Annotated in this window: 25 protein-coding genes; 16 read left to right on the top strand and 9 right to left on the bottom strand. The window is 66.0% G+C overall.

What is annotated here, in order from left to right; all coding sequences use genetic code 11:
• Together purU and AC1D14_RS03940 are read right to left on the bottom strand one after the other, a co-directional pair.
• Positions 1–903: a formyltetrahydrofolate deformylase gene (purU, locus tag AC1D14_RS03935; protein ID WP_104174840.1), complete on the bottom strand. Its 903-nt coding sequence runs from the start codon at positions 901–903 to the stop codon at positions 1–3.
• Entirely contained in the window at positions 890–2,176 is a 1,287-nt protein-coding gene (locus tag AC1D14_RS03940) for a glycine cleavage T C-terminal barrel domain-containing protein (RefSeq protein ID WP_230120035.1), read from the bottom strand. Before AC1D14_RS03940 ends, purU begins: the two co-directional genes overlap by 14 nt.
• A gap of 212 nt (positions 2,177–2,388) precedes the next feature.
• On the opposite strand from AC1D14_RS03940, the gene AC1D14_RS03945 reads away from it, so the two are divergent.
• Complete coding sequence (locus tag AC1D14_RS03945; RefSeq protein WP_476968067.1) at positions 2,389–3,357, top strand: LysR family transcriptional regulator; 969 nt, start codon at positions 2,389–2,391, stop codon at positions 3,355–3,357.
• 497 nt (positions 3,358–3,854) lie between these two features.
• Here the strand turns inward: AC1D14_RS03945 and AC1D14_RS03950 are convergent, their stop codons facing one another.
• From AC1D14_RS03950 to AC1D14_RS03960, 3 genes are all read right to left on the bottom strand, one after another.
• Positions 3,855–4,076: a hypothetical protein gene (locus tag AC1D14_RS03950; protein ID WP_230120033.1), complete on the bottom strand. Its 222-nt coding sequence runs from the start codon at positions 4,074–4,076 to the stop codon at positions 3,855–3,857.
• Between the two features lie 211 nt (positions 4,077–4,287).
• Positions 4,288–4,752, bottom strand: coding sequence for a phage tail protein (locus tag AC1D14_RS03955; protein WP_230120032.1), 465 nt, complete (start codon positions 4,750–4,752; stop codon positions 4,288–4,290).
• Between the two features lie 138 nt (positions 4,753–4,890).
• Positions 4,891–5,481, bottom strand: a complete 591-nt coding sequence (locus AC1D14_RS03960) for a dihydrofolate reductase family protein (protein ID WP_230120031.1) — start codon at positions 5,479–5,481, stop codon at positions 4,891–4,893.
• A gap of 61 nt (positions 5,482–5,542) precedes the next feature.
• Here AC1D14_RS03960 and AC1D14_RS03965 point away from each other — a divergent pair, with 61 nt between their 5' ends.
• From AC1D14_RS03965 to AC1D14_RS03980, 4 genes are all read left to right on the top strand, one after another.
• Entirely contained in the window at positions 5,543–6,007 is a 465-nt protein-coding gene (locus tag AC1D14_RS03965; RefSeq protein ID WP_230120030.1) for a DUF6194 family protein, read from the top strand.
• A gap of 422 nt (positions 6,008–6,429) precedes the next feature.
• Positions 6,430–6,708 (top strand): hypothetical protein, encoded by a 279-nt coding sequence (locus AC1D14_RS03970; RefSeq protein WP_476968068.1) that lies wholly within the window; start codon positions 6,430–6,432, stop codon positions 6,706–6,708.
• A gap of 59 nt (positions 6,709–6,767) precedes the next feature.
• Entirely contained in the window at positions 6,768–7,898 is a 1,131-nt protein-coding gene (locus AC1D14_RS03975) for a WD40/YVTN/BNR-like repeat-containing protein (protein WP_476968069.1), read from the top strand.
• Positions 7,899–7,907: 9 nt separating this feature from the next.
• Positions 7,908–8,195, top strand: coding sequence for a MoaD/ThiS family protein (locus AC1D14_RS03980; RefSeq protein WP_230120027.1), 288 nt, complete (start codon positions 7,908–7,910; stop codon positions 8,193–8,195).
• 5 nt (positions 8,196–8,200) lie between these two features.
• Here the strand turns inward: AC1D14_RS03980 and AC1D14_RS03985 are convergent, their stop codons facing one another.
• Complete coding sequence (locus AC1D14_RS03985; RefSeq protein ID WP_230120026.1) at positions 8,201–8,437, bottom strand: hypothetical protein; 237 nt, start codon at positions 8,435–8,437, stop codon at positions 8,201–8,203.
• A 210-nt stretch (positions 8,438–8,647) separates the two neighbouring features.
• Between AC1D14_RS03985 and AC1D14_RS03990 the strand changes: the two genes are divergently transcribed.
• Positions 8,648–10,378 carry a glycoside hydrolase family 13 protein gene (locus AC1D14_RS03990; protein WP_230120025.1) on the top strand — a complete coding sequence of 577 codons (1,731 nt, stop codon included), beginning with the start codon at positions 8,648–8,650 and terminating at the stop codon, positions 10,376–10,378.
• Positions 10,379–10,448: 70 nt separating this feature from the next.
• Here the strand turns inward: AC1D14_RS03990 and AC1D14_RS03995 are convergent, their stop codons facing one another.
• Both AC1D14_RS03995 and AC1D14_RS04000 read right to left on the bottom strand, forming a co-directional pair.
• Positions 10,449–12,143, bottom strand: coding sequence for an alpha-amylase family protein (locus tag AC1D14_RS03995; protein WP_476968070.1), 1,695 nt, complete (start codon positions 12,141–12,143; stop codon positions 10,449–10,451).
• A complete protein-coding gene (locus AC1D14_RS04000) occupies positions 12,140–13,111 on the bottom strand; it encodes a TIGR03885 family FMN-dependent LLM class oxidoreductase (protein ID WP_476968071.1) in 972 nt (323 codons plus the stop codon). Before AC1D14_RS04000 ends, AC1D14_RS03995 begins: the two co-directional genes overlap by 4 nt.
• Before the next feature lie 121 nt (positions 13,112–13,232).
• Here AC1D14_RS04000 and AC1D14_RS04005 point away from each other — a divergent pair, with 121 nt between their 5' ends.
• On the top strand, positions 13,233–14,300 hold the full coding sequence (locus AC1D14_RS04005; RefSeq protein WP_230120022.1) for an ATP-dependent DNA ligase: 1,068 nt from the start codon (positions 13,233–13,235) through the stop codon (positions 14,298–14,300).
• A gap of 150 nt (positions 14,301–14,450) precedes the next feature.
• Here AC1D14_RS04005 and AC1D14_RS04010 read toward each other — a convergent pair whose 3' ends face one another.
• Entirely contained in the window at positions 14,451–15,770 is a 1,320-nt protein-coding gene (locus AC1D14_RS04010; protein ID WP_230120021.1) for an MFS transporter, read from the bottom strand.
• 227 nt (positions 15,771–15,997) lie between these two features.
• Between AC1D14_RS04010 and AC1D14_RS04015 the strand changes: the two genes are divergently transcribed.
• The 9 genes from AC1D14_RS04015 (at position 15,998) to AC1D14_RS04055 (ending at position 25,381) form a co-directional block, all read left to right on the top strand.
• Positions 15,998–16,897, top strand: coding sequence for an IclR family transcriptional regulator (locus AC1D14_RS04015; RefSeq protein WP_476881173.1), 900 nt, complete (start codon positions 15,998–16,000; stop codon positions 16,895–16,897).
• A gap of 149 nt (positions 16,898–17,046) precedes the next feature.
• Positions 17,047–17,928 carry a shikimate dehydrogenase gene (locus tag AC1D14_RS04020; RefSeq protein WP_230120020.1) on the top strand — a complete coding sequence of 294 codons (882 nt, stop codon included), beginning with the start codon at positions 17,047–17,049 and terminating at the stop codon, positions 17,926–17,928.
• Positions 17,928–19,916, top strand: coding sequence for a bifunctional sugar phosphate isomerase/epimerase/4-hydroxyphenylpyruvate dioxygenase family protein (locus tag AC1D14_RS04025; RefSeq protein WP_230120019.1), 1,989 nt, complete (start codon positions 17,928–17,930; stop codon positions 19,914–19,916). Before AC1D14_RS04020 ends, AC1D14_RS04025 begins: the two co-directional genes overlap by 1 nt.
• A gap of 12 nt (positions 19,917–19,928) precedes the next feature.
• On the top strand, positions 19,929–20,840 hold the full coding sequence (gene pcaH, locus AC1D14_RS04030; RefSeq protein WP_476881172.1) for a protocatechuate 3,4-dioxygenase subunit beta: 912 nt from the start codon (positions 19,929–19,931) through the stop codon (positions 20,838–20,840).
• On the top strand, positions 20,833–21,414 hold the full coding sequence (gene pcaG, locus AC1D14_RS04035) for a protocatechuate 3,4-dioxygenase subunit alpha (RefSeq protein ID WP_230120018.1): 582 nt from the start codon (positions 20,833–20,835) through the stop codon (positions 21,412–21,414). Before pcaH ends, pcaG begins: the two co-directional genes overlap by 8 nt.
• The gene (locus tag AC1D14_RS04040) at positions 21,411–22,880 is read left to right on the top strand and encodes a lyase family protein (protein WP_476968072.1); all 1,470 of its coding nucleotides are present in this window, start codon (positions 21,411–21,413) and stop codon (positions 22,878–22,880) included. Before pcaG ends, AC1D14_RS04040 begins: the two co-directional genes overlap by 4 nt.
• Positions 22,873–23,691: an alpha/beta fold hydrolase gene (locus tag AC1D14_RS04045; protein WP_476881170.1), complete on the top strand. Its 819-nt coding sequence runs from the start codon at positions 22,873–22,875 to the stop codon at positions 23,689–23,691. The genes AC1D14_RS04040 and AC1D14_RS04045 overlap by 8 nt, the downstream gene beginning before the upstream one ends.
• Positions 23,688–24,185, top strand: a complete 498-nt coding sequence (gene pcaC, locus AC1D14_RS04050) for a 4-carboxymuconolactone decarboxylase (RefSeq protein ID WP_476968073.1) — start codon at positions 23,688–23,690, stop codon at positions 24,183–24,185. Before AC1D14_RS04045 ends, pcaC begins: the two co-directional genes overlap by 4 nt.
• Positions 24,182–25,381 carry a thiolase family protein gene (locus tag AC1D14_RS04055; protein ID WP_476968074.1) on the top strand — a complete coding sequence of 400 codons (1,200 nt, stop codon included), beginning with the start codon at positions 24,182–24,184 and terminating at the stop codon, positions 25,379–25,381. The genes pcaC and AC1D14_RS04055 overlap by 4 nt, the downstream gene beginning before the upstream one ends.
• Position 25,382: the final 1 nt, after the last annotated feature.

Raw genomic sequence — 25,382 nt, forward strand, 5'->3', positions numbered from 1 at the left:
TCAGAACACAATCGTTGTGTTGCCGTCGCGCATGACCTTGTCCTGGCAGTGCCACGTGACCGCACGGGAGAGTACGCTTCGTTCGACGTCGGCTCCGAAGCGCATCAGCTCCGGGGTCGATTCACGGTGGGAGACGCGGATGACGTCCTGTTCGATGATCGGTCCCTCATCCAGGTCCTTGGTCACGTAGTGGGCCGTCGCTCCGATGAGCTTGACCCCGCGGTCCTTGGCTTTCTGGTACGGTCCGGCGCCGATAAACGCGGGCAGGAACGAGTGGTGGATGTTGATCACCGGGACCTGGACTTCGTCGAGGAATTCCGCGGAGATGATCTGCATGTAGCGGGCAAGGACTACGAGGTCCACGTTGCCGTTCAGGAGTTCCAGGTGCCTGCGCTCTGCGTCCTTCTTATCCCCGCTAACGGGTACGTAGAAATAGGGGATGTCGAACGGGCGCACCTGGTCGGCCAGATCCGGGTGGTTGGAGATGACCATGACGATGTCCATGGGGATTTCCCCGCGGCGGTGCCGCCACAACAAGTCCAGCAGGCAGTGGTCGGTTTTGGATGCGAAGATCGCGACCCGCTTGCGCTTGGATGTGTCAGTGAGTTTCCACTCCATCTGCAGCGGTTCGGCGAGTTTTGTCTGGATGTCCGCTTCCAAAGTCTCCCGCTTAGCGGCGAACCCGGGAAGGTGGAAGACCGTGCGCTGGTACAGCGTGCCGTTTTCGGGCCCGGTGGTGAACTGGTCGAGGGATACGATGTTCGCCCCGTGGGCACCGAGAAGCTGGGTCAGCTTGGCGACGATTCCGGGCTGATCGGGGCAGCTGACGTTAAGGCAGCCATTATCGGCGGTGCCGCCAGTTGCGGCGGGCTTGGCCGGGAGGGTGGTGCTAGACGGTTGCAAGGAGATCACCTCGTGACTTGTCGGTCTTGTAGGGGGCCGGGCGGACAATGGCCCGGATCGCTTTTTGGGGGTGGCCCGGGGCTCCCCAGATGACGGTTACCTCGGTGCCGGGCTCGGAGTGCTCCACATCGACGGTTGCCAGCGAGAGCATCTTGCGGAAGTAGTAGGAGTATCCGCGTGATGTCGCGACCCCGACGAGCTGACCGTCGATCTCGACCCGGTCTGCCCACATGAAACCTCGCTGGTCACGGGGCATTTCCATGAAGTCGTAGTGGTCCCCTTCCTGGAAGAGGGATGCCTGGACATCGGCGACGTCCTCGCCGTTCCACTCAAGGGTCCGGATGACCCTGTTCGGAAATGCCTTTTCGGCGGTCAATGCAACGCGGCCAAGGAACTCATGTTCGGTGTTGACGACCTTGCCCCATCCCAGTTCCACCGGGCTGCGGTAGTACTCGCTGATGTCCTGACCGTCGTAGCTGCCCGCGATGTAGGCAGGCTGGGCGAAAGCCGGCATCGCGGCACGGAAGTACTCCAGGTACTCGGCCATGTCTTCGTCGAAGATGGCCGGGATGTAATCCGTGGCGATGGTGGGGAAGCAGGCCTCAAGGTGGTTGATCAGGGCGACCCGGCCGCCCAGTTTACGGATGCCGTGGACTTTGCCGGCTTCGAGGACAGCGTTGTAGATCTCCTGGGCAATTTCCTTGGGTCCCTGAAGTTCGAAGCCGACCTCACCTGCCATGCCCTGGCGCAGTGCGTAGATACTGTGCCCGGCCACGGTGATGGGCACGACGTGCATGTACTTTGCTTCCAGGAGGTCCCGGGAGTCGGTGAGCTCGTGCAGAACTTTTACGGCGTTGGGGCCGGAGACCTGGAAAATGAACCAGTCCTCTTTGGTTCCCCGCGCGTCGTAGCCGCCGCGTTCCAAGTTGAATGCGGCCCAGAAACCGCCGCGGCCATGGACGACGAATTCTTCCTCGCCAAAGCGGGTGAGGACGCCTTCATGAATGACTTTGCCGTCCTTGTTCGTGTGGATCGCGTGCTTGGACTGGCCGATGTCGAACTTCTTGTAGCTGTTCACGGTGATGTCGGAAAACAGCCGGAGCGCGTCGGGACCGGTGAACCGGTGCTGCCACAGGAAGGACCAGTCGCCGATGTAGCAGGTCTCCTTCCACGACATGCTCTCGTCAAGCCAGTTCGTGTACTCCGGCTGCCCGAAGCGGCTCCAGGCGTAAGTCTCCGGTGCCGTGCGCATTGAGTCGACGGTGTACTTCATCGTTGCCACCTCTAATAGCTAGGTCGGCCAAAGGATTGTTGTTTGCTCGGAGTGCCGGCTGAACGGATATCAACTTTGACCTGGTCGTTCTGTGGTGTAGATCACCACTGATTCAAGGCTAGATTTCCCACCGATATTTAGCAAATAGAATGTAGGTATGCTGATATAGATATTCTCTATACAGAGAAGGGGGAATCCTCTAGCCTTGCTGTATGGACGAACCGGGCAAGTATGATCTGAATCTTCTGCGGGTTTTCGTGCTTGTATACGAGACACGCAGCGTCACCGAGGCCGCGGAAATCCTGGCCATCAGCCAGCCATCCGTGAGCTATGCGTTGTCGAAGTTGCGCAAACTCTTCGGAGATCCGCTTTTTCACCGCGGACCGAAGGGCCTGGAAGCGACACCGACGGCAAGTGGTCTCTATCCGGAATTGAGTCAGTCACTCCGGATGATCGACTCAGCGGTTCAAGGCGTCTCCGAATTCGATCCTGCCAGCACGTCCCACCGGTTCCGGCTCATGATGACCGACCTCGGTCTCATGGCACTGTTTCCTTACATCGTTTCGGCCGTGCTGGAGGCCGCGCCGAATGTTCGTCTCGACGTCATACCGCTGGACATCTCCCAGCTCCACGATCGACTACGGCGCAACGAAATCGACGCGGCAATCGGGATCCCTGCCATACCCGAGAGTGACGTGCTGGGTGAGCACCTTATGGACATGCCCTACGTGGGCGTCTGTGCCAGGACGCACCCGCGCATCTCCGACAACCCATCGATGGAGGAAATCGCCGCCGAAAAACATGTTGTCGTGTCGAAGGCGTTGGGGCACGAGCATGTCGTCCACAGGCTGGCCGAACTGGGCGTCCGTGACTCCGTGACCATCACCCTCCCAAGTTTTGCCGTGGTCGCGCAGACCCTTGCCGTGACAGACCACATCAGCGTCGTACCCAAAGCCCTCGCCGACATCATCGAGTCCCACGGATCGGTCCGCCAGTTTGCGCTCCCTTTCAACATCGCACCCGGCCGCGTCACCCTGTATACCTACCGACGCGACATCCCATCTCCTCCCGTGGACTGGCTCCGTGAAATAATCGCCACGTCCCTGACGCAGTACCCCTACCCGAAGTACGTCAGAGGGGCTGCCTTACGTGGCGTGCAGCAAGCAATAGCAGTCGACTAGCCGGCCCGGAAGCCCGCGTGTCCGAGCAGTTGGACCTCTAAGTGGCGGATTGTGGACATGCACCAGCCGTCAGTACACCCAGCAGGGCGCCCATCTCGAGAAACTCCCTGGCCGGTTGTGAGGCCCGGCCATGATCCGCAGCCGAACCATGGCCGACCCTGGCCATACGCTCCAGCCATGAAAACTATGAAGAAGGCATGCCCGCTCTGCCACGGGGCGGCACGTCAGCCCTGTCCAGGCGCGTGGGTCTGGACCACGCATGAACGTGCTTCGACCTTCTCCATCTTGGCGTCAAGGACACCTGTCTGGGCAGTAAAACCGCAGTTCAGACGCCCAAAACCCACCCCAGGCTAATGGGAATATATGTTCGATACTTTAGTGTAGCCCCGGGGTCGGACAGTTTGCATACTTCGACCAATTGGCTCCGGGCAGGCTCGAAGCAGTTCGTCCAGTCGCGGGGTGCGCGGGGACAGCCCGCAGTGCCCGGTATGCGATGGCTAGCCGGGCGTTCCGTCGCGCTGGTTTCTTCGGGCGAGCTGCTGGAGTTGCCGTGCGTGCACGCCGCCCACCCAGTCCCAGCCCGGCATAGCCGACGGCCCGACCCGCGGATCGCTGGCAACATGGGTCACGCAGGGCGTGCACGTACGCCCGATCCTGGTCGATCCGTGCGCGTACCTGATCAGCTCCGCCGATGGACCCGTGGCCGGGGACGGGGACATCGACGTCGCCCACCACGCCCTCGAGCAGCCGCAGCGCGGCGAGGCAATCCTCGATCGGGTCAGCGGTGTCGTTCAAGTCGAGCATCGGAATCAAGACATCAGAAAGCATGTGACCGGCGACGAGAACCCCGCGTTCCTCAATCAACAGCGCCGCATGACCCGGAGCATGCGCTTGATGCTCGACAATCCGGACATGAGGGCCATCCCCCGGTCAGTACTCGCCCTTGATCACGAAGTAGGAGCCGCGAATAACGCCAGCCAGCTTCGATTTTTGGCGGGCGAACTTGAAGCGCGGCGCCAACTCCTCCGGAATTTCCATGCCCTCGGCAAGCTTGAACCCGACCGCCCGCTTCCCGCCGTCCTCGATGCTGTACATGACGTTGATCGACAGCCCCGACTCGTAGAAAACGTAGGCCATCCGCAAGCCGTCGACTTCGAAGGCGGTCGCTTCCAGCGGCCGGGATCCAATGACGATGTCGCGCTCGTCCCGGAGGATCCGGCTCACCCGGTCGACCACCTCCGGAACCTCGCTTGCAGGGCTCACGGTGAAGGCATGGTCGTACTTGTTCCGGTAATAGCGGGCCTCGTTGGCGCGCAACCCGGCGAGGGCCTCGGCGACCGGAGACGATTCCAAGCCGACAGTAGAAACGTTCTCGAAGTCAACGGTGTACGGCATGCATCCTCCTGGTCAGACGTGTCGGGACCAATGCTAACGCGACGGCGTGCCGCCCGGACGGCAGAACGCGTACGTGCGTACCGTGCAGAGCCCCGTGACAGGCCGGTCAGCAAGCTACTCCGGAGTTTCGTCGGATTTTCAGCGGATTACCCGGTAGCGCACGTGGGTGACGAGGCGGGTACCGCTCACTTCCGTCGGCTCAAGCTTGAGATTCTCGACGCCGTCCAGCAGCCGCTCGCCCGCTCCCAGGACGATGGGCGCGATGTGGAGCCGCAGCTCGTCGATCAGCCCCGCCGAAAGGAATTGGCGGACGGTCTGCGCTCCTCCGGCAACGGCCACGTCCTTGCCGCCAGCGGCCTTCCGCGCCTGGGCCAGCGCGGATTCGATCCCATCAGTCACGAAGTTGAACGTGGTGCCGCCCTGCATCTCCAGAGGCTCGCGTCGATGATGGCTGAGAACGAACACGGGTGCGTGATAGGGCGGTTCCTCACCCCACCAGCCCCGCCATTCCTCATCCCACGCCCCGCGCCCTGCGAACATGTTCCGTCCCATGATGTAGGCGCCGGCCGCGAGGATGCCGTCGAGCGCGGCTGCGTTGGGCTCGGGTTCTTCGAACTGCCACCGGTGCAGGAGCTCTCCGCCCTCGCCCAGGGGGTCCGTCAGGCTTTGGTTCGGTCCGGCGGCGAATCCGTCGAGGGAGATGGTCAGATCGCACGTGACTTGGCTCATGCGCCCATCATGACACCGCTCGGCTGATCGGGACGACCAAATTAAATGAAATGCTTGAGGCATGACCATCGATGAAATTATTGCTTTGGTGAAAAGCTTCGACGGTGCACTGGCCGTCACGGCCGGCCAAGGAGATGGCTCGCCAGAACTTGCCTGGGGTGACACATTCTTCTACTACGCCCCCGACGGCATCATGCCCCAAGCAACTCAACCCTTTGCGACGATCGTGGCAAAGGACTACCCCGAAGATGAGCAGTCGCGCCTTGACCGGCCAGGATTCTTCCGCGTAAATATTGCCGCCGGAAGGGCCGCCTTCGTTGAGTGGACCGGCCACCAACCAGGGGAGCCGGCCGACGACGTTGATCCAAGCGTCGCTGACAGTGTAATTGCTCATCCTGTCTACGGATCCCTGGGGTGGCTGGCCATAGTCAATCCGGGACCATCGACAGCCCAGACCGCCCGGACGCTGCTCCGCCAGGCCTACGACCTCGCTCGCGCCCGCTTCGAACGCAGAATGAACCGCTAGGCGTGCTCCGCACCGAACTTTGATGCCGAACATTGATGCAGGCGTCCCACGTCCGTGATCCACCTCCTGTGCACGCTCGGTGCATGTCACGTTTTGGGGGAAACCGACAGGGCCGCTGCGGGAAGATAGTTCTGGCGGCCGTGCTGCTGGTTGCTGGCGTCACCGGCTGCGAATACTCGACCGGTTGGGGATGCGGCCCCTCCTTGCCAGGCTCGCACGGCTCCCGTCCGGCAACGTCTCAGGGGCAGTCGCCGGCGTTCGGGTCACGCCAAGGACCCCCTGACGCAGGTCGGCCGGCCCGGCAGGGGTCGGTTTGATCACATCGGCCCGTGGCGCGCGGGAAGTCCGGTCCGGGCGCCGCATACTGGAACGGACAGGCCAATTGTGCGGGGACGGTAGGAGGAGCAGGCATGGGGACCCTGATGAGAATCGTACGGAATGAGTACTTTCCCGCGGCTGCCGTGCTGGTGTTCGTGGTGCTCTTTTGGACTGCCGGCCTCTTTGGCGGGCTGTCGCTCTTGAGCAAGAATCAGCCTCCCCTGGCAACGCTGACATGGCTGCTCTTCGTCTACGCCCTGGCCGTTCTGTCGCCCCTCGCCGGACTTTTGGCCGCCTTCGACCTGGTGCGGCGGTGGTGGCGCAAGCACCGGCGCGGCCAGTTGCGCGCGGCTGCCAGGACGCGGACCGCAACCAAGCGCTGAGGCGCGGTTCCTTCTGATTGCCTGGAAAACCATTGCGGCCTCTCTGCCGGAGTGGTTGCATGGGGTTCATGGCTACCCCAGAGACTTACCTCTTAGCGATCGGGACCAAAAAAGGACTCTGGCTGGCGACCAGCCAGGACCGGAAGCAATGGTCCCTCTCCGGCCCGCACTTCCTGATGAGCGAGATACCGAGCATCGGAATCGACACGCGGGACGGCCGCACCCGCATCATGGTGGGCGTGCGGTCTGAACACTGGGGCCCCACCGTGGCCCACTCGGATGATCTCGGCGCCACCTGGACCGAGCCCGAACAGGGTGCCATCAAGTTCCCCGACGGCACCGACGCCGCCGTCGAACGCATTTGGCAGATCCACCCCGACGCCGAGTCGCGGCCCGGCGTGGTGTGGGCCGGCGCCGAGCCGATTTCGGTCTGGAAGTCCACCGACGGCGGCGAACACTTTGAGCTGAACCGCGGACTGTGGGACCACCCCCACCGCAGCGAATGGGGCGCCGGCTATGGCGGCGCCGCCGCCCACTCGATCGTCGTCAACCCGTCCGGGGACAACGTGCACATCGCCATGAGCACGGGCGGCGTTTACCGCTCGCTCGACGGCGGGACGTCCTGGGAGCCCCGGAACAAGGGAATTTCGGCCTACTTCATGCCGGACCCCAACCCGGAGTTCGGCCAGTGTGTCCACAAGATTGCAGCGGATGCCGCCGTCGAAGGCCGTCTTTACGCGCAAAATCACCACGGCGTGTACCGCAGTGACGACAATGCCGAGAGCTGGCAATCAATCGCGGAGGGGCTGCCCGCCGACTTCGGTTTCGTGATGCTGACGCACCCGCGGAGGGCGGGCACGGCCTGGGTGGTTCCGCTCAAGGCCGACGGCGAAAGGATCCCGCCCGAGGGGAAGCTCGCCGTGCACCGCACCGACGACGCCGGCGACACCTGGAAGCGGCTGGATGCGGGACTGCCGCAGTCCGAATACAACGCCGTGCTCCGTGACGCCGCGGCCGTGGATTCCGCCGAACCTGCCGGGGTGTACTTCGGAACGCGCGGAGGCTCGGTGTACGCCAGCGCAGACGAGGGCGAAACCTTCGCGGAGGTTGCGTCCCACCTGCCGGACGTCCTGTGCGTGCGCGCTGCCGTCGTGGCGGATGCCACGGTTCCCGCGCCGGCCTCCGCATGAGGATCCGTTGTGGGTGAGATCAGCGTGGTGCTTCCCAGCGTCCTTCAGCCGCTCGCCGGCGGGCAGTCCTTGCTGACTGCGCCCGCCGACGGGACGGTGACTGTGGGCCGGGTGCTGGATTCCGTGACCGGGGACTACCCGGTGCTTGCCAGGAGGCTGCGGGACGAAACCGGTGCACTCCGCCGCTACGTGAATATTTACGTGAACGGCGACGAGGTCCGGCGTCTCCAGGGCCTGGATACGGAAGTCGCTGCCGGCCAGGAAGTGCTGATCATTCAGTCCGTGGCCGGGGGATAGCTGGCTCAGGCGACGCGCCAAACGCTGCACTCATCCGTATTGATGGCTCGGCGCATCCCGGTGTGATGGTCCATGATCCACACGACGCCGATCCCGGGCGCCGTCTCCTGGACGCTGCCGCGGCGGATGACGACGTCGTCGTAACTGGGACCCACCGAGAGGCGGGCTTCGATCTCGTCCCCGCGGTGGAGCTGGTCCAAGGCGCGGACGCGGGTTATGTGGGCTTTGGCTTCCTTCAACATGGCGTGGCCTCCCGAGCTGGAGCTGGTGCCTGCTATTGCCGGCACTTCCAGTGTGGCGGGGGAATGTTGCGCCTGCGTTTCCTGCCCGTTAGCACGCGGTTAGTTTCCCGCGCCGCTCCGGTTTCAGCATGCCATTGACCGCCGAAAGCAGAGCCAGCAGACTTTCAGTGGGCTTGCATCCGTCACGCCGCCGACCAGGAGGGACCAGCAATGACGATCCAGGAAACCGAGGCAGAAGCGGCCTTCAGAGCAGGCCGCGAGTGGTTCAAGAGTGCAGTGGTCTATCAGATCTATCCGCGCAGCTTCGCCGATTCTGACGGCGACGGGGTGGGGGACCTCCGTGGCATCATCGGCAGGCTCGACTATCTGCAGACGCTGGGCGTCGACGTCGTCTGGCTTTCCCCCGTGTACCGCTCACCGCAGGACGACAACGGCTACGACATCAGCGACTACCGCGACATCGATCCCATCTTCGGAGACCTGGAAACGCTGGATGAGCTCCTCGAAGGACTGCACGCCCGCGGCATGAAGCTCGTGATGGACCTCGTGGTCAACCACACATCGGACGAACACCCGTGGTTCGTGGAGTCGCGCTCGAGCAAGGACAACCCGAAACGCGACTGGTACTGGTGGCGGCCGCCGCGGTCCGGTGCTGAGCCTGGGGCGGCCTGGGCGGAACCCAACAACTGGGGCTCCGCGTTTTCCGGCCCCGCCTGGGAGTACGACGCCGCCACCGGAGAGTGTTACCTCCACCTGTTCTCCCGGAAGCAGCCGGACCTGAACTGGGAAAACCCGGAAGTGCGGGCCGCCATCTACGACATGATGAACTGGTGGCTGGACCGTGGCGTGGACGGATTCCGGATGGACGTCATCAACTTCATTTCCAAGGAGCAGTCGCTGCCGGACGGACCGATTGCTGAAGGCATGCTGTACGGCGACGGCGGCCCGCACTTTATCTGTGGCCCGCGGATCCACGAGTTCCTGCAGGAAATGCACCAGGAAGTGTTCGCCGGGCGGGACAAGGAACTGCTCACTGTGGGCGAGATGCCCGGAGTGACGGTGGAGGACGCCGCGCTCTTCACTGACCCCAGACGCCAGGAAGTGGACATGGTGTTCCAATTCGAACACGTGGCCCTGGACCAGGAGGGCGGCAATAAGTGGCGTCCCAAGAAGCTCCTGCTCACCGACCTGAAGAAGTCCCTGGGCCGCTGGCAGGAAGGACTCGGGGAGCGCGGCTGGAACAGCCTCTACTGGGGCAACCATGACCAGGCCCGCGCCGTATCCCGCTTCGGTGACGACGGCCAGTACCGGGAGCTCTCCGCCAAGATGCTCGCCGCCATCCTCCATCTGCACCGCGGCACCCCGTATGTGTACCAGGGCGAGGAGCTGGGCATGACGAACATGTCGTTTGGCGCGATCAGCGACTACCGCGACATCGAGGTCCTGAACCACCACCGGGAGGCAACAACCCACCTCGGGCACACCGATGCCGAGGTCCTCGCCGCTCTGGCGCCCCTGAACCGGGACAACGCCCGCACGCCGGTGCAGTGGGATGCCAGCCGGCACGCCGGCTTCACCACCGGTGCCCCGTGGATCGCGGTGAACCCGAACGCCAATTCCATCAACGCCGCTGCCCAGGTGGATGACCCCGAGTCGGTCTTCAGCTTTTACCGGAAGGTCATCGCGCTGCGCCATGCGGACCCCGTGGTGGCCTACGGCGACTTCACTATGCTGCTGCCCGACGACGAGCACGTCTATGCATTCCGGCGCTCGCTGCCGGACGCCGAGATGCTGGTGCTTGGCAACTTCTCCGGAACGGAACAGCGCGCCGACATCGACGGCTCCTGGGAAGATGCCGGACAGGTGCTCGGCAACTACCCGGCCGAGCCCGGCCTTGGGCTGCGTCCCTGGGCAGTGAAGGTGTTCCGCCGGGGGCTGTAGGGGCGCCGAGAGGCCACGACGCGGGGCGGCGCTCCCATGGGGACACGCGCCCGCAGGGGGCCAGGCGGTTTCACGGGGCCAGGCGGTCGCCAGGCCGGTGGACGCGGAACCAGCGGTAGCCGTAGCGTCCCAGCTCCACGGTGAACCCGCCGTCGGGCTTCAATGGAACGTTGCCGCCGTCGAGCAGGTCCAGCAGGACGGCGCCCCTGAAGGCCGCCCGGGGCGCCTCCTTCGGCCCCACTGTGCCGCTGACCTTCACCGTGTCTTGGCCAAAGTTGTGCAGCAGCACCAGCGTTGCTCCCGCCGAGCTGCAAGAGTGGGCAAAGACCGCCGGCTCGGGCTGGTCGATGACGGCGAAGTCGCCCCAGCCCAGCTCCGGGGATTCGCGGTAGCGCTGGATCAGTGTGGCGATGAAGTTCCACAGCGACTCCGGATCCCGCTTGGCCTGCGCCGCGTTGACCTTGTCCGGGCCGAACTCCCCACGCACCAGCGGCGCCACCAGCTGCGATGCCCGGGCTTCGGAGAAGCCGCCGTTCTTTTCGCTGTTCCACTGCATGGGCGTGCGGACGGCGGCCCGGCTCTTCTGCCGCAGGTCCTCGCCCATCCCGATTTCCTCGCCGTAGTACAGCACGGGAGTGCCGGGCAGGGAGAACATCAGCGAATAGACCATTTTGATCCTGCCGGTATCGCCGTCAAGCATCGGCGGCAGCCTGCGCCGGAGGCCCCGGCCGTAGACCTGCATGTTCTTCTCCGGGCCGAACGCGGCAAAAACCTCCTCGCGCTCGCCGTCGCTAAGCTTGTCCAGCGTGAGCTCGTCATGGTTGCGGACGAACATGGCCCAGTGGTTGTCAGGGTGCAATTGCGGGCGGCTCTTCAGCGTCTCCGCGAGCGGTCGGGCGTCCCGCCTGGCCAGCGAGAGATACATGTGCTGCATGGACATGAAGTCGAACTGCATGTTCAGCTCGTTGCCCTCGGCGCCGCCGAAGTACTCCAGCTGCTCCTTGTACGGCAGGTTCACCTCGCCGAGCAGGACCGCGCTGCCGTTGCGGCGGTTGAGGAAACTGCGCAGGGCGCTGAGGTAGTCGTGCGGGTCGATCTTGGCCGCCTCGTCCTTGGGCTCGCCGCGGGTTTCCAGGAAAAACGGCACGGCGTCGAGGCGGAACCCGTCCAGCCCGAGCTGCAGCCACACCCCCATGGCCTTGGCGATCTCGTTCCTGACGTTGGGGTTCGTGACGTTCAGGTCCGGCTGGTGCTCCGCGAACATGTGCAGGTACCACTCGCCGGTGGCGTCGTCCTGGGTCCAGATGGAAGTCTGCTCGCCCGGGAACACCACCTCCGAGGACGTGTCCGGCGGTGTGTCCTTCCGCCACACGTAGTAGTCGCGGTACGGGTTGTCCACGGACTTCCGCGCCTCCTGGAACCACGGATGCTGGTTCGAGGTGTGGTTGACCACGAAATCCGCGATCACCCTGAGCCCGCGGTCCTTGGCCGTACGGATGAACTCCACGAGGTCACCCATGGTGCCCAGCCGGCTGTCCACGCTGAAGAAATCGGTAACGTCGTAGCCGTCGTCGCGGTCAGGCGAGGGATAGAACGGCATGAGCCAGATGCAGCTCACGCCCAGCGCCGCGAGATAGTCCACGCGCTGGGTGAGCCCGGCGAAATCGCCGGTGCCGTCGCCGTCGTCGTCGAAAAATGTCTCGACGTCGAGGCAGTAGATCACGGCGTTCTTCCACCACAGGTCCGAGGTTTCAGCGATTCTCATGCGACCGGTACCGTCCGCAGCTGGGGCAGCACCTTTTCGGCGAAGGCATCGATGAACGGGGCCTGATCCTGCCCAACGAAGTGCAGGTACAGCTCGTCGAAGCCGAGCTCGGCGTACTCACCGAGCCACTGGGCGTGCTGGTCAAGGCTGGTCGAGATATTCACCGACTTCCGGACCTGTTCCTCCCCGACATCTGCGCTGACGCCGTCGAAATGGGAAGCGGTGGGCAGGTCCCAGGGGATGGGCGGGGCGAAAACGTTGGTCCGCCACTGGTCCAGTGCAATGGCCACCGCGTCCTGCTCCCCGGGCGCCCAGGACAGGTGGATCTGCAGGACTGCCTTGCCGCGGCCGCCGTTGTCCCGGTAGGCGGCGAGCATCTCCTTGAGCTTCCCGTGGGGCTGGTTCACGGTCACCAGCCCGTCAGCCCAGGTGGCCGAACGGCGCGCCGTCTCCACGCTGACGGCCGGGGCAATGAGCTGCGGCCTGGGCACCGGAACGTCCCAGATCCTTGCCTGCTCCACGGTGACCAGCCCGTGGTGCGTGACCTCCCCGCCGTCGTGCAGGCGGCGGATGACGTCCACGCATTCCTCCAGCCGGCGCTGGCGGGTGTCTTTCTGCGGCCACGGGTCACCTGTGATGTGTTCGTTCATGTTCTCCCCGCTGCCCAGCGCCATCCAGAACCGGCCCGGGAACATCGACGCCAGCGTGGCCGAGGCGTGGGCGATGATGGCGGGGTGGTACCGCTGGCCCGGGGCGTTGACCACGCCGAACCGCAGTCCGGTGGTGGCCAGCGCGGCGCCCAGCCAGGACCACGCAAAGCCGGAATGCCCCTGCCGTGCGGACCATGGCTCGATGTGGTCCGAGCACATGGCGGCGTCGAAGCCTGCCTCCTCGGCACGCTGGACGTCCTTCAGAAGCTGTCCCGGGCTGATCTGTTCATGCGACGCGTGAAAACCGATGGCTGCCATCGTTAATGTCTACCGGCGGCCGGTGGCTGTGTCGAGGGCCCGGTGTGGAAAGGTCCGCTGCGGAGGATTGCCGGGCCGCGGGGGCTGGCGCCGGGATGGCCCCCGGGCAAGAATGGGGCGTATGCAGCTGCCGGTCATGCCCCCCATTGCTCCGATGCTCGCGAAGGCGGTGCCCGCCATTCCGGACGGCGCCATGAGCTACGAGCCGAAGTGGGACGGTTTCCGGTCGATCGTTTTCCGCGACGGCGACGACGTGGAGATCGGCAGCCGCAACGAAAAACCCATGACGCGCTACTTTCCCGAACTGGTGGAGGCGCTCAAGGCCAACCTGCCCCCGCGGTGCGTGCTCGACGGCGAAATCGTGCTGGTGGGCGCGTCAGGGGACCGGCTCGATTTCGACGCCCTGCAGCAGCGGATCCATCCTGCGGCCAGCCGCGTCAGGCTCCTTGCAGAACAGACACCGGTGAAGTTTGTGGCGTTCGATCTTCTGGCCCTGGGGGATGAGGACTTCAGCGGCCGGCCGTTCACCGAGCGGCGCGCAGCTTTGGAACAGGTCTTCGCCAGCGCCGCTCCACCGCTCCACCTGACGGCCGCGACGCAGGACCGGGAGATCGCCGGGAAGTGGTTCCACCAGTTTGAAGGCGCAGGCCTGGACGGAATCATCGCCAAGCCCCTCGACGGCGTGTACCAGCCGGACAAGCGGGTCATGTTCAAGATCAAGCACGAGCGCACTGCCGACTGCGTGGTGGCCGGCTACCGGGTGCACAAGAGCGGGCCGGACGCGATCGGTTCGCTGCTCCTGGGCCTGTACAAGCCCGGCGGCGAACTGGCCAGCGTCGGTGTGGTGGGCGCCTTCCCGATGCAGCGGCGCCGGGAGCTCTTCGAGGAACTCCAGCCGCTGGTCACCAGCTTCGATGAACACCCGTGGGCCTGGGCCAAACAGGAGGAAGGCGCGCGCACGCCGCGCAAGGCCGAGGGCAGCCGCTGGAGCGCAGGCAAAGACCTTTCCTTCACGCCGCTGCGTCCCGACCGCGTTGTGGAGGTCAAGTACGACCACATGGAGGGCGAAAGGTTCCGTCATACCGCGCAGTTTGTGCGCTGGCGCCCGGACCGGGACCCGGACACGTGCACCTACGAGCAGCTCGAGGAGCCCGTGAAGTTCGACCTCGCCGAGGTGCTGGCCACATGAGAAAGGCGGCCCGCCCCTCATGAGGGGAGGGCCGCCGTCGTGACCTTCTTTGAAGCCGAACAGGCCGAGTAGGCCGGGGACTCGCCGTGGCGTGAGGCGTTTGGCGGGCAAACGGGGTCACGACGGCGGGACGCGCCCGGGCCGGTCGGGTTACTTGAGGCCGAGCTGCTTGGTGGGAACCTTGAAGGTTTCCTTGGCCGTCAGGGCCGAGACGGCCGCAACGACGCAGATCACGGCCGTGAAGATGCTGATCTGGACCCAGCCGCCGGGCTTGATGCCGCCCATGGCCGCCACGATGGCGGGGGCGAACCCTGCCATGAGGAAGCCGAGCTGGGTGCCGATCGCGAGGCCGGAGAAGCGGACCTTGGTGCTGAACATTTCAGCGTAGAAGGACGGCCAGACGGCGTTCGAGGCTGCATAGCCGCACGAGAAGAAGCCGATGGCGGCCAGGAACATCAGCGGGACGCTGTGGGATTCGAGGCTGAGCAGGAAGACCGGGGTGAGGACAGCGCTGGAGAGTGCGCCGTAGATGAAGACGGGCTTGCGGCCGATCCTGTCTGCGAGCTTGCCGAACAGCGGCTGCGTGCCCAGGGCCACGAGGTTGGCGCCGACCACAAGCCACAGGGTGGTGGTGCCGTCCACGCCGGCAACTGTCTTGGCGTAGCTGATGGCGAGGGTGCCGAACACGGTGGAGACGGCGGCGATGAACGCGCAGCAGATGACGCGGAGTACGTCGCGCCAGTGGCTCTTGAGCAGGTCGGCAACGGGAAGCTTGGCGATCTGGGCGGTCTTCTGGGCTTCCGCGAAGGCCGGCGGCTCGTGCAGGGTGCGGCGGATGAAGAAGGCAACCATGACCACCACGGCGCTGAGCCAGAACGGAATGCGCCAGCCGATACCGTACTTGATCTCGTCAGGCAGGGCGAGGACGGGGATGAAAACGAGGGCCGCGAGGATCTGGCCGCCCTGGGTGCCGGTGAGGGTCCAGGAGGTGAAGAAGGAGCGGCGGTTGTCCGGGGCGTGCTCGAGCGTCATGGAGGAGGCTCCGGCCTGCTCGCCGGCGGCGGAAAGCCCCTGGCAGAGGCGCGCCAGCACCAGGAGGACCGGGGCCCACCAGCCAACGGTCTTGAAGTCCGGCAGGCAGCCGATCACGAAGGTGGAGGCGCCCATGAGGAGCAGGGTGAACATGAGGACCTTGCGGCGGCCCACCCGGTCGCCGAAGTGGCCCAGGATGACGGCACCCACGGGGCGCGCCACGTAGGCAAAGCCGAACGTGGCAAAGGACATGATGGCCGCGTTAGTGTCGGCGTCCGGGAAGAAGACCTTAGGGAAGATTAGGGCAGCTGCCGAGCCAAAGATAAAGAAGTCGTAGTACTCGACGGCGCTGCCGAGGAAGCTGGCAAGGGCTGCCTTCTTCGGGGTCCCGGCCGGGGCAACAGTGCCCGGCGTCATGGACGGGAGTGTCTGGCTCATGGTGTTCCTTCAGTGTGACGACATTGTCGCGGATGTATCAGGAGGGTCGCAGCCGCCGTCCTGGATGGGGAAAGGGCGGCTGGAGGTCCTTGGAAAGACCCGGACTAAGTAGCCACATGGTGAGAGCTACTTGTGCGATACAGCAACTATGGCTGTGAGGGCAGTCACTTGTCAAGAAGATTGTTCACCATCTAGAAATAGCTCTCACATTGTGGCAACATCGAGTTATGAGTGTGAAAGAAGCCACAGGCAATGACGCCGGCATCCAGCCCCCGGAAGAAATCAAGGCCCCGGATGATGCCCGGTTCCCCGACGAAGCATCGGCGGCGGAGGGAGGCCTGAAGGCCAAGTCCGCCAAGCCGGGAAAGGATGACTCCCGCACGGACATGGTGGGCAAGGCCCTGGGCCTCTTGGTCCTGCTGGGGGACGAGCCGCGCGGCGCCAGTGCCTCCGCGCTTTCCCGGCGCGCCGACCTTCCCTTCAGCACCACCTACCGGCTGCTGGGTTCTTTGACGCGGGACGGCTTTGTGGACTACGAGCCGGACGGCCGCCGCTACCACCTCGGCCTGCGGATCTTCCAGCTCGGCCAGCGGGTGTCCAACCACCACGGCTTCGCCGGCACCGCGCTTCCCATTCTGCGGCGCGTCACGGAACAGACGGGCGAGGCCACCATCCTGTCCGTCCGGGATGGCATCCACCACCTCACGGTGAACAAGGTGGACGGCCCGCAGACCTTCCGCGTGACCAGCGATCCGGGCTTCCTCGGCGCCCTCCACACCACGTCGGTGGGCAAGGCGCTTGTGGCCTTCGCCGAGGACGCAGATCGCGAGCGGCTATTGGAGGAGCTGCCGCTGGATCCGCTGACGAATGTCTCCATCACCGACCGTGGTGTCTTCCGTGCCGAGATAGACAAGGTCAGGCGCCAGGGCTTCGCGGTCATGGACGAGGAAAACGAGCTTGGAATGCGCGCCGTGGCAGTGCCGGTTTTCAACTCCCAGGGGGTCGCCTTCGCCTCGCTGGCCACCGCCGTGCCCGTCTTTCGGCTCAGCATGGACGCCCTCGTGGCTCACGTTCCGCTGCTGCAGGAGGCGGCTGCCGAGCTGGCAGCACGCCTGCCTCAGCGGTAATACGCGCTCATTCATCACGTATTTGTTCGTATCAAGAACAAGAGTGCATCATATGAACTTTTGTTGTACTGTAATCCCTATCACCTGGCCAGCGGCAGGCGCCCGAGTGCCCCAGCCGGCCGTGTGCCGCAGTCAAAGGAGCCGCACGCATGAGCAATCGAACTGAGTCCTACCTCGTGGGACTGGTCGGCGATGGCGTGATGCCGTCACTTTCCCCCCACATGCATGAGCGCGAAGGCGATGTCCAAGGGCTCCGCTACCTCTACCGCCCCATAGACCTCCGCGAGCTGGACCTTCCCGCCACGTCCATCGGTGACCTGCTGCAGAGCGCCTACCGGCTGGGCTTCAACGGGCTGAACATCACCCACCCGTGCAAGCAGCTGGTCCTGGAGCACCTGGACGAGATCGCACCCGACGCCGAAAAGCTTGGCGCCGTGAACACCGTGGTGATCCAGGACGGCCGCTTCATCGGCCACAACACCGACTTCTCCGGCTTTGCCGCCGCCCTGGCCTCCGGGCTCCCGGACGCCAAGCTGGACCGCGTAGTTCAGCTGGGAGCGGGCGGTGCCGGGTCCGCCGTCGCCTACGCCCTGCTCACCGCCGGCGTGCAGACGCTGGACCTCGTGGACATGGACCCGGCGCGGAGCGCCGAACGCGCCGCCGAGCTGTCCGGCTTCTTCCCCGACCGCACCATCACGGGACGCACGACGTCGGAGCTGCCGCAGCTCATGCCTTCGGCCGACGGCCTGGTGCACTGCACCCCAGTGGGCATGGCAGCCCACCCCGGCACGCCCCTGGACATGGCCCTCGTGGAACCGCGCCACTGGGTGGCGGACATCGTATACCGCCCCATCGAGACCGAACTGGTCCGCGAGGCCCGTGCCAAGGGCTGCGAAGTGCTCGACGGCGGCCGCATGGCCGTGGGCCAGGCCGCGGACGCCTTCCGGATCTTCACCGGCCTGGAAGCCGACGCCGAGCGCATGCGCGCCCACTTCCTGGAACTCATCGCGGCGGAAGAGGTGGCCGTCTGATGCGCACCGGCATCGCCACCGTGTGCCTCTCCGGCACCCTGAAGGAAAAGATGCAGGCCTGCGCCATTGCGGGCTTCGACGGCATAGAAATCTTCGAACAGGACCTGGTCACCTCACCGCTGAGCCCGGAGGACGTCCGCAAGATGGCCGCGGACCTCGGCCTCACACTGGACCTTTACCAGCCGTTCCGCGATTTCGACAGCGTCACCGAGGACCTGCTTTCCGCTAACCTCCGCCGGGCCGACGCCAAGTTCGGGCTGATGTCCCGGCTGGGCATGGACACCATCCTGGTCTGCTCCAACGTGGCCACAGCCACGATCGACGACGACGGCCTCCGCGCCGGGCAACTGGCCGACCTCGCCGCCCTTGCCGGCGACCACGGCGTCAAGGTGGCCTACGAGGCGCTCGCCTGGGGCAAGTACGTCAATGACTACGAGCACGCGCACCGCCTGGTGGAGATGGTGGACCACCCCAACCTCGGCACATGCCTGGACTCCTTCCATATCCTGTCCCGCGACTGGGACACCGCGCCCATCGAGGACTTCGACCCGGACAAGATCTTCTTCGTCCAGGTGGCGGACGCCCCCAAGCTCTCCTTGGACGTGCTGTCCTGGAGCCGCCACTACCGCGTGTTCCCGGGAGAAGGACAGTTCGAGCTCGCCAAGTTCATGGGCCACGTGGTCCGCGCCGGCTACACCGGACCGGTGTCGCTCGAGGTGTTCAATGACGTGTTCCGCCAGTCTGACGTCGAGCGCACCGCCGTGGACGCCATGCGCTCGCTGATTTGGCTGGAGGAGCAGAGCGCCAAGTGGCTGGATGCCAACGCGGCATCCGCTCTTAACGGGGCCGGAACCGCCAGTGGCGGGGCGGGCGCCAAAGCTGCCGGCCGCCGTCGTTACCCCATGGAACTGGCCACGCTCCCGCAGGTGGCCGAACCGGCCGGCTTCAACTTCGCCGAGGTCAAGGCCGCGGACACCGCCGCACTGGAAACCGTCCTGGGGCAGCTCGGTTTCGAGTTTAACGGCCGCCACCGCACCAAGGACGTCCAGCTGTGGACCATGGGCCACGCCCGGGTGATCATCAACGAACAGGCCCCCGGTGCCGTGGGCTCGGGCGCGCCGGCCATCGCCGCCGTCGGGTTCGACGTCGACTCCCCGGTCATTGCCTCGGCCCGCGCCCAGCAACTCAAGGCGCCCGCAGTGCCGCGCAAGAGCCAGGCCGACGAAGAGGTGTTCCAGGGCTTCGCGGCCCCGGACTCCACCGAGATCTTCCTGTGCCAGGGCAGCCCGGACGGCATCGCCGCCTGGATCAACGAATTTGGCGAGACCCGCGGGTCCGTCGGGGGGCTGGAAGTCCCCTCCGGTGCGCGGAATGCGGTGATCGACCACGTGAACCTCGCGCAGCCATGGCAGCACTTCGACGAGGCCGTCCTCTTCTACACCAGCGCCCTGGCCCTGGAACCGCAGCCGTACGCGGAGGTGGCCAGCCCCAGCGGACTGGTCCGCTCCCAGGTCATGCAGACCTCCGACCGCGCCGTGCGGCTGGTGCTGAATCTGGCACCGGTCATCCAGCAGGATGGGGCCTCCGAAACGGGCGCCGGCGCGTCGGTTACGGGCCAGCGGAAGACCTACCAGGAGCACATCGCGTTCGCCGTGGACGACCTCGTGGCCACCGCCCGGGCGGCGCAGGAGAGGGGATTGGACTTCCTGCAGATCCCGGCGAACTACTACGAGGACCTGGACGCCCGCTTCGGGCTTGATCCGGCGTTCCTGGCCACGCTTCAGGAGCTCAACCTGCTCTACGACCGCGACGCGGACGGCGAGTTCCTGCACTTCTACACCGCCACCGTGGGCAGCGTGTTCTTCGAAATGGTGGAACGCCGCGGCAACTACGACGGCTACGGGGCGCCCAATGCTCCGGTACGCCACGCCGTCCAGTATGACCACCTGCACCAACTGACCAGCCCAACCAACACCATCACCTACTGAAAGGAGGCTGCTGTGCCTGAAGACCTGAACCTTGAGACGTACAACGCCGATGCGCTCACCGAGGACCTGTCCGACGCAGTGCCCGCTGCGCCCCAGACTGCTGCGCCCCAGACTGCCGCCCAGACGCCTGCACCCTTCGTGGAAACCCAGCAGGACCTCAGCGCGGAGATCAAGGCACTCGGAGAGGCCTACGCCGAGGCAGTGAAGGGCGGTGCGAAGAGGGAAACCCAGCCGCGGCTGGACTTCGCCCCGTACCGCAGCAGCATCCTTCGCCACCCCACCAAGAGCCTGCACCACGCAGACCCGGAGACCATCGAGCTGTACTCCCCGGCGTTCGGGCACCAGGACGTGCACGCCCTGGAATCGGATCTCACCATCCAGCATAACGGCGAGCCCCAGGGCGAACGCATCATCGTTGCCGGCCGCGTGCTGGACGGCGACGGCCGCCCCGTGGCCGGCCAGCTTGTGGAGATCTGGCAGGCCAACTCCTCCGGCCGCTACATCCACAAGCGCGACCAGCATCCGGCACCCCTGGACCCAAACTTCACCGGTGTGGGCCGCTGCATCACCGGCCCGGACGGCTCCTACCGGTTCACCACCATCAAGCCCGGCGCCTACCCGTGGAAGAACCACCTCAATGCCTGGCGGCCCGCGCACATCCACTTCTCCCTGTTCGGCACGGAGTTCACCCAGCGGATCGTCACCCAGATGTACTTCCCGGGGGACCAGCTCTTCCCGCTCGACCCGATCTACCAGTCGATCGTTGACCAGGACGCCCGTGACCGGCTCGTGGCCGACTACGACCACGACCTTACCCAGCCCGAATGGGCCCTGGGCTACAACTGGGACATAGTCCTGACCGGTTCCAAGCGGACCTGGACCGAAAACGAGGCCCTCGGAGCAGACGGAGACGACCATGAGTAAACTCACCGCAACACCCGGCCAGACCGTGGGCCCCTTCTACGGCTACGCGCTGCCCTACGACAAGGACCGCGAGCTGCTGGCTCCCGGCTCGCCGGGGTCCGTCCGCCTCCAGGGCACCGTGTACGACGGCGCCGGGCACGCCATTCCCGACGCCATCCTCGAGATCTGGCAGCCGGATTCCGACGGCAACATTGTCCGCCGCACCGGGTCGCTGGTCCGCGACGGCTACACCTTCACCGGCTTCGGCCGCAGCGCCGTGGGCAACTCCGGCGTGTACACCTTCACCACGGTCAACCCCGGCCCCACGGAGCCCGGCGCAGCCGCCTTCATCTCGGTCGCCATCTTTGCCCGCGGCCTGATGAACCGCCTCTTCACGCGCGTTTACCTGCCGGAGAACGAGGAAGCACTGGCGAAGGACCCGCTGCTGTCCTCACTGGACCCCGAGCGCCGCAAGACGCTGATTGCCCGCCGCGACGCCGACGGCGGACTCACCTGGGACATCCGTCTCCAGGGCGAGGGCGAAACCGTCTTCCTCGACTTCGAGGGAACCGGAACCGAGGGTGCCGCCCAGTGACCACTCCCCAGCCAGCCGGCACCGACGGTGACGTCGGGCTGCTCAGTCCCGTGTCGGCGTCGCCCCTGGTGGCGGCACTGACCGGTGACCGTGCGTTCTTGGCGGCGATTCTCGCCGTCGAGGCCGGCTGGGCCGCCGTGCTGGAGAAGGCCGATCTCGTTCCGGCCGGCTCAGCGGCCGTAGTAGCCCATGCGGCCGACGCGTCCCGCTACGATCTTGCCGATATTTCCCGCCGGGCGCAGGGCGGCGGCAACCCGGTGATCCCGCTGCTGGCGGATTTCCGCGCGCAGGTCATAGCCCTGGATACGAGCAACGTGGGTGCTGCCCGCGCCGTGCACACGTCACTGACCAGCCAGGACGTGCTGGACACCGCCCTCATGTTGCTGGCCCGGAACACCGTTTCGGCCCTGCTCGCAGACGTGAAGGGCACGACGACGGCGCTCGCCCGCCTGGCCCGACAGCACACGGACACGCTGTGCGTCGGCAGGAGCCTGACGCAGCATTCACTGCCGTTCACGTTCGGGCTGAAGGCTGCGCAGTGGTTCCACGGGCTGGCCGCCGCCGCACGCCGGCTCGAGGCACTCGAGCTGCCGGTGCAGACCGGCGGCGCTGCGGGAACGCTGGCCGCCGGCACCGCGCTGACCGTGGGCTCGGCCACGGACCCCTTTGGCCTCGCGGACGACCTGGCCGCGCAGCTGGGTCTCGCCCGAACACCGGCACCGTGGCACACCAACCGGTTCACCGTCACCGCGCTGGGGGATTCCCTGGCCGCGGTGGTGGACGCGCTGGGCAAGATCGCCGCGGACGTCCTGTTCCTGAGCCGGCCCGAGGTGGCTGAACTGGCCGAACCCCGGGCACCCGGCCGTGGCGTCTCCTCGGCCATGCCTCAGAAGCAGAACCCGGTGCTCTCCGTGTTGGTCCGCAGCGCAGCGCTCCAGGCTCCCGGCCTGGCCGCCCAGATGCACCTGGCCGCCGCCACCTTCAACGACGAACGCCCCGACGGCGCCTGGCACACCGAATGGCCGGCCCTGCGCCGGCTGCTCGCCCTGGCCTTGGGGGCCGCCGGTCACGTCCGCGAACTGGCCGAAGGGCTGCAGGTCTTCCCGGAGGGCATGCGCCGCAACCTGGACCTGTCCGGGCCGTTGCTCCTGAGCGAGGGCGTGTCCGCAGCAGTGGCGCCCCTGCTGGGTGAGGGCGGGGCCGGTGGTGACGGAAAGCAGCAGCTTCAGTCGGTGGTGGACAGAACCCTGGAGGTGCCGGCCGCCGAACAGGGCGCCACGTACCGCCGGCTCCTTCGGGAAGCGGTTCCGGCTGACCGGCTCTCCGACGCAAGGCTGGACGAACTGCTGGACCCCGCGAGCTACCTCGGCCAGGCCGCCGAAATTTCCCGCCGGATCCTGGCCGCCTTCCCCGACTATGCGCCAACCCCAACCGAAACAGACCGAAACGGAGACTCCCGTGGCTAGACCAACAGTGAAGGCAGTGCTGCTTTCGCCCCAGCGCGCTCTGGGCGGGAAACCGCTCCTGGTGGTGGGGCCGTCGCTCGGCACCTCCTCGGTGCTCTGGACCCAGGCCGGCTCCCTGCTGGGCGGCGACTTTGACATCGTGGCCTGGGATCTGCCCGGGCATGGTGTGTCGCCTGCCGCGTCGGAAACGTTCAGCGTCGCGGACCTCGCCGACGCCGTCGTCGGGCTTGTCGACTCGCTCGCCCCCGGCGAGAGATTCCACTACGCAGGCGTCTCCCTCGGCGGAGCCACCGGCCTGCAGCTCGGCATCAAGCACGGCGACCGCCTCAAGAGTCTGTCCGTGCAGTGCTCGGGCGCCAAGCTCGGCACACCGGAGGGCTGGCTGGAACGTGCTGAAACAGTCAGGACGCAGGGAACTCCCGTGATGATCCAGGGTTCGGCCGAGCGCTGGTTCGGCCCGGGGTTCATGGACCGCGAACCGGAGCTCAGCAGCCGCCTCCTGCACGCCCTCCGCGACGCCGACCGGTTCAGCTACGCTTTCTGCTGCGAGGCCCTGGCCGGCTTCGACGTCCGGGACCAGCTCGGCAGCATCACCGTCCCCACCCAGGCCGTCGCGGGCGCCGAGGACGGTGTGGCGACGCCGGCGTTGGCCGAAGAAGTGGCGGCAGGAATTACGGCAGGGGGCGGCACGGCCTCGGCCGTCACCCTTGAAGGCGTGGCGCACCTGGCTCCGGCCGAGGCGCCCGCCCACGTTGCCGAGCTGCTCCGGAGCCTCATCACCTGGAGCGAATCACGGGGGGAAGCCAAGTGACCGCCCCCGAACGCAACGCCCCCGAACGCAACGGGCCAGAACGCAACGGTGTAGTCCAGCCGGACGCCACCAGCCAGGAAATTTACGACGGCGGCATGGTGGTCCGGCGCGAGGTGCTCGGCGCCGCGCACGTGGACCGCGCCAACGCCAACAAGGACTCCTTCACCGAGGACTTCCAGGACATGATCACCCGCATCGCGTGGGGCGGGATCTGGACCCGTCCCGGCCTCCCGCGCCAGATGCGCTCCGCCGTCACCATCACCGCCATGGTGGCGCACGGGCACTGGGAAGAACTGGCCATGCACATCCGCGCCGCCATCACCAACGGCCTGAGCAGGGACGAAATCAAGGAAATCCTGCTTCAGACCGCCATCTACTGCGGAGTCCCCTCCGCCAACACCGCCTTCAAGACCGCCCAGCAGGTCTTCCATGCAATGGACAACGCAGCAATGGACAACGCAGCAATGGACAACACAGAAATGGACAACGCATGAATCAGGCTTTTGTGTACGACGCCGTACGCACCCCTTTCGGTAAGTTCGGCTCCGGCCTTGCCGGGGTCCGCCCGGATGACCTTGCCGCGCATGTGATCAGCGAGTCCGTAAAGCGCGCGCCGCAGCTCGACGTGGAGCGGATCGACGAGGTCGTCTTCGGCAACGCCAACGGCGCCGGTGAGGAGAACCGCAACATCGCCAGGATGGGCACGCTGCTGGCCGGTTTACCGGTCTCGATCCCGGGCACCACGGTCAACCGGCTCTGCGGCTCATCCCTGGATGCGGCGATCATCGCCTCCCGCCAGATCAACGCAGGGGACGCCGAGCTGATGCTCATCGGCGGCGCCGAATCCATGTCCCGGGCACCCTGGGTGCTGCCCAAGACCGAAAGACCATACCCGGCCGGCGACATGACCCTGGCGTCCACCACGCTGGGCTGGCGCCTGGTGAACAAGGCGATGCCGAAGGAGTGGACCATTTCCCTGGGCGAGGCCACCGAGCGGCTGCGCGAGAAGTACGGCGTGACCCGCGAGCAACAGGACGAGTTCGCCGCGAACTCCCACAACCTGTCGGCTGCGGCCTGGGACGAGGGGTTCTATGACAACCTCGTGGCGCCGGTGCCGGGCACGGACCTGGTCCGGGACGAAGGCATCCGTGCCGGGTCCTCGGTGGAGAAGCTCGCCGGGCTCAAGACCGTGTTCCGCGCCGAGAACGGCACCGTCACCGCCGGGAACGCGTCCCCGCTGTCCGACGGCGCGTCTGCGGCCTGGATCGGATCCGAGAACGCCGCCGGGCTGCTGAACATGGAGCCTTTGGCCCGGATCGCGGGCCGCGGCGCGCATGCCAACGATCCGCAGTACTTCGGCTACGCCCCGGTGGAGGCGGCGAATAAGGCCCTCGAGAAGGCGGGCATCGGCTGGGACCAGGTGGGCGCCGTCGAACTTAACGAAGCGTTCGCCGCGCAGTCCCTGGCGTGCATCAACGCCTGGGGCATCGACCATTCGATGGTGAACCGGCACGGCGGCGCCATCGCGATGGGCCACCCGCTGGGCGCCTCCGGCGCCCGGATCCTCGGCACGCTCGCCCGCAGCCTGCAAGCGTCCGGTGAGCGCTGGGGCGTCGCTGCGATCTGCATCGGCGTCGGGCAGGGCCTCGCCGTGGTGCTTGAGAACGTTACTTCGGGAGTTAAGGGCTGAC

The organism is Arthrobacter sp. P1_B11, from assembly GCF_056406715.1.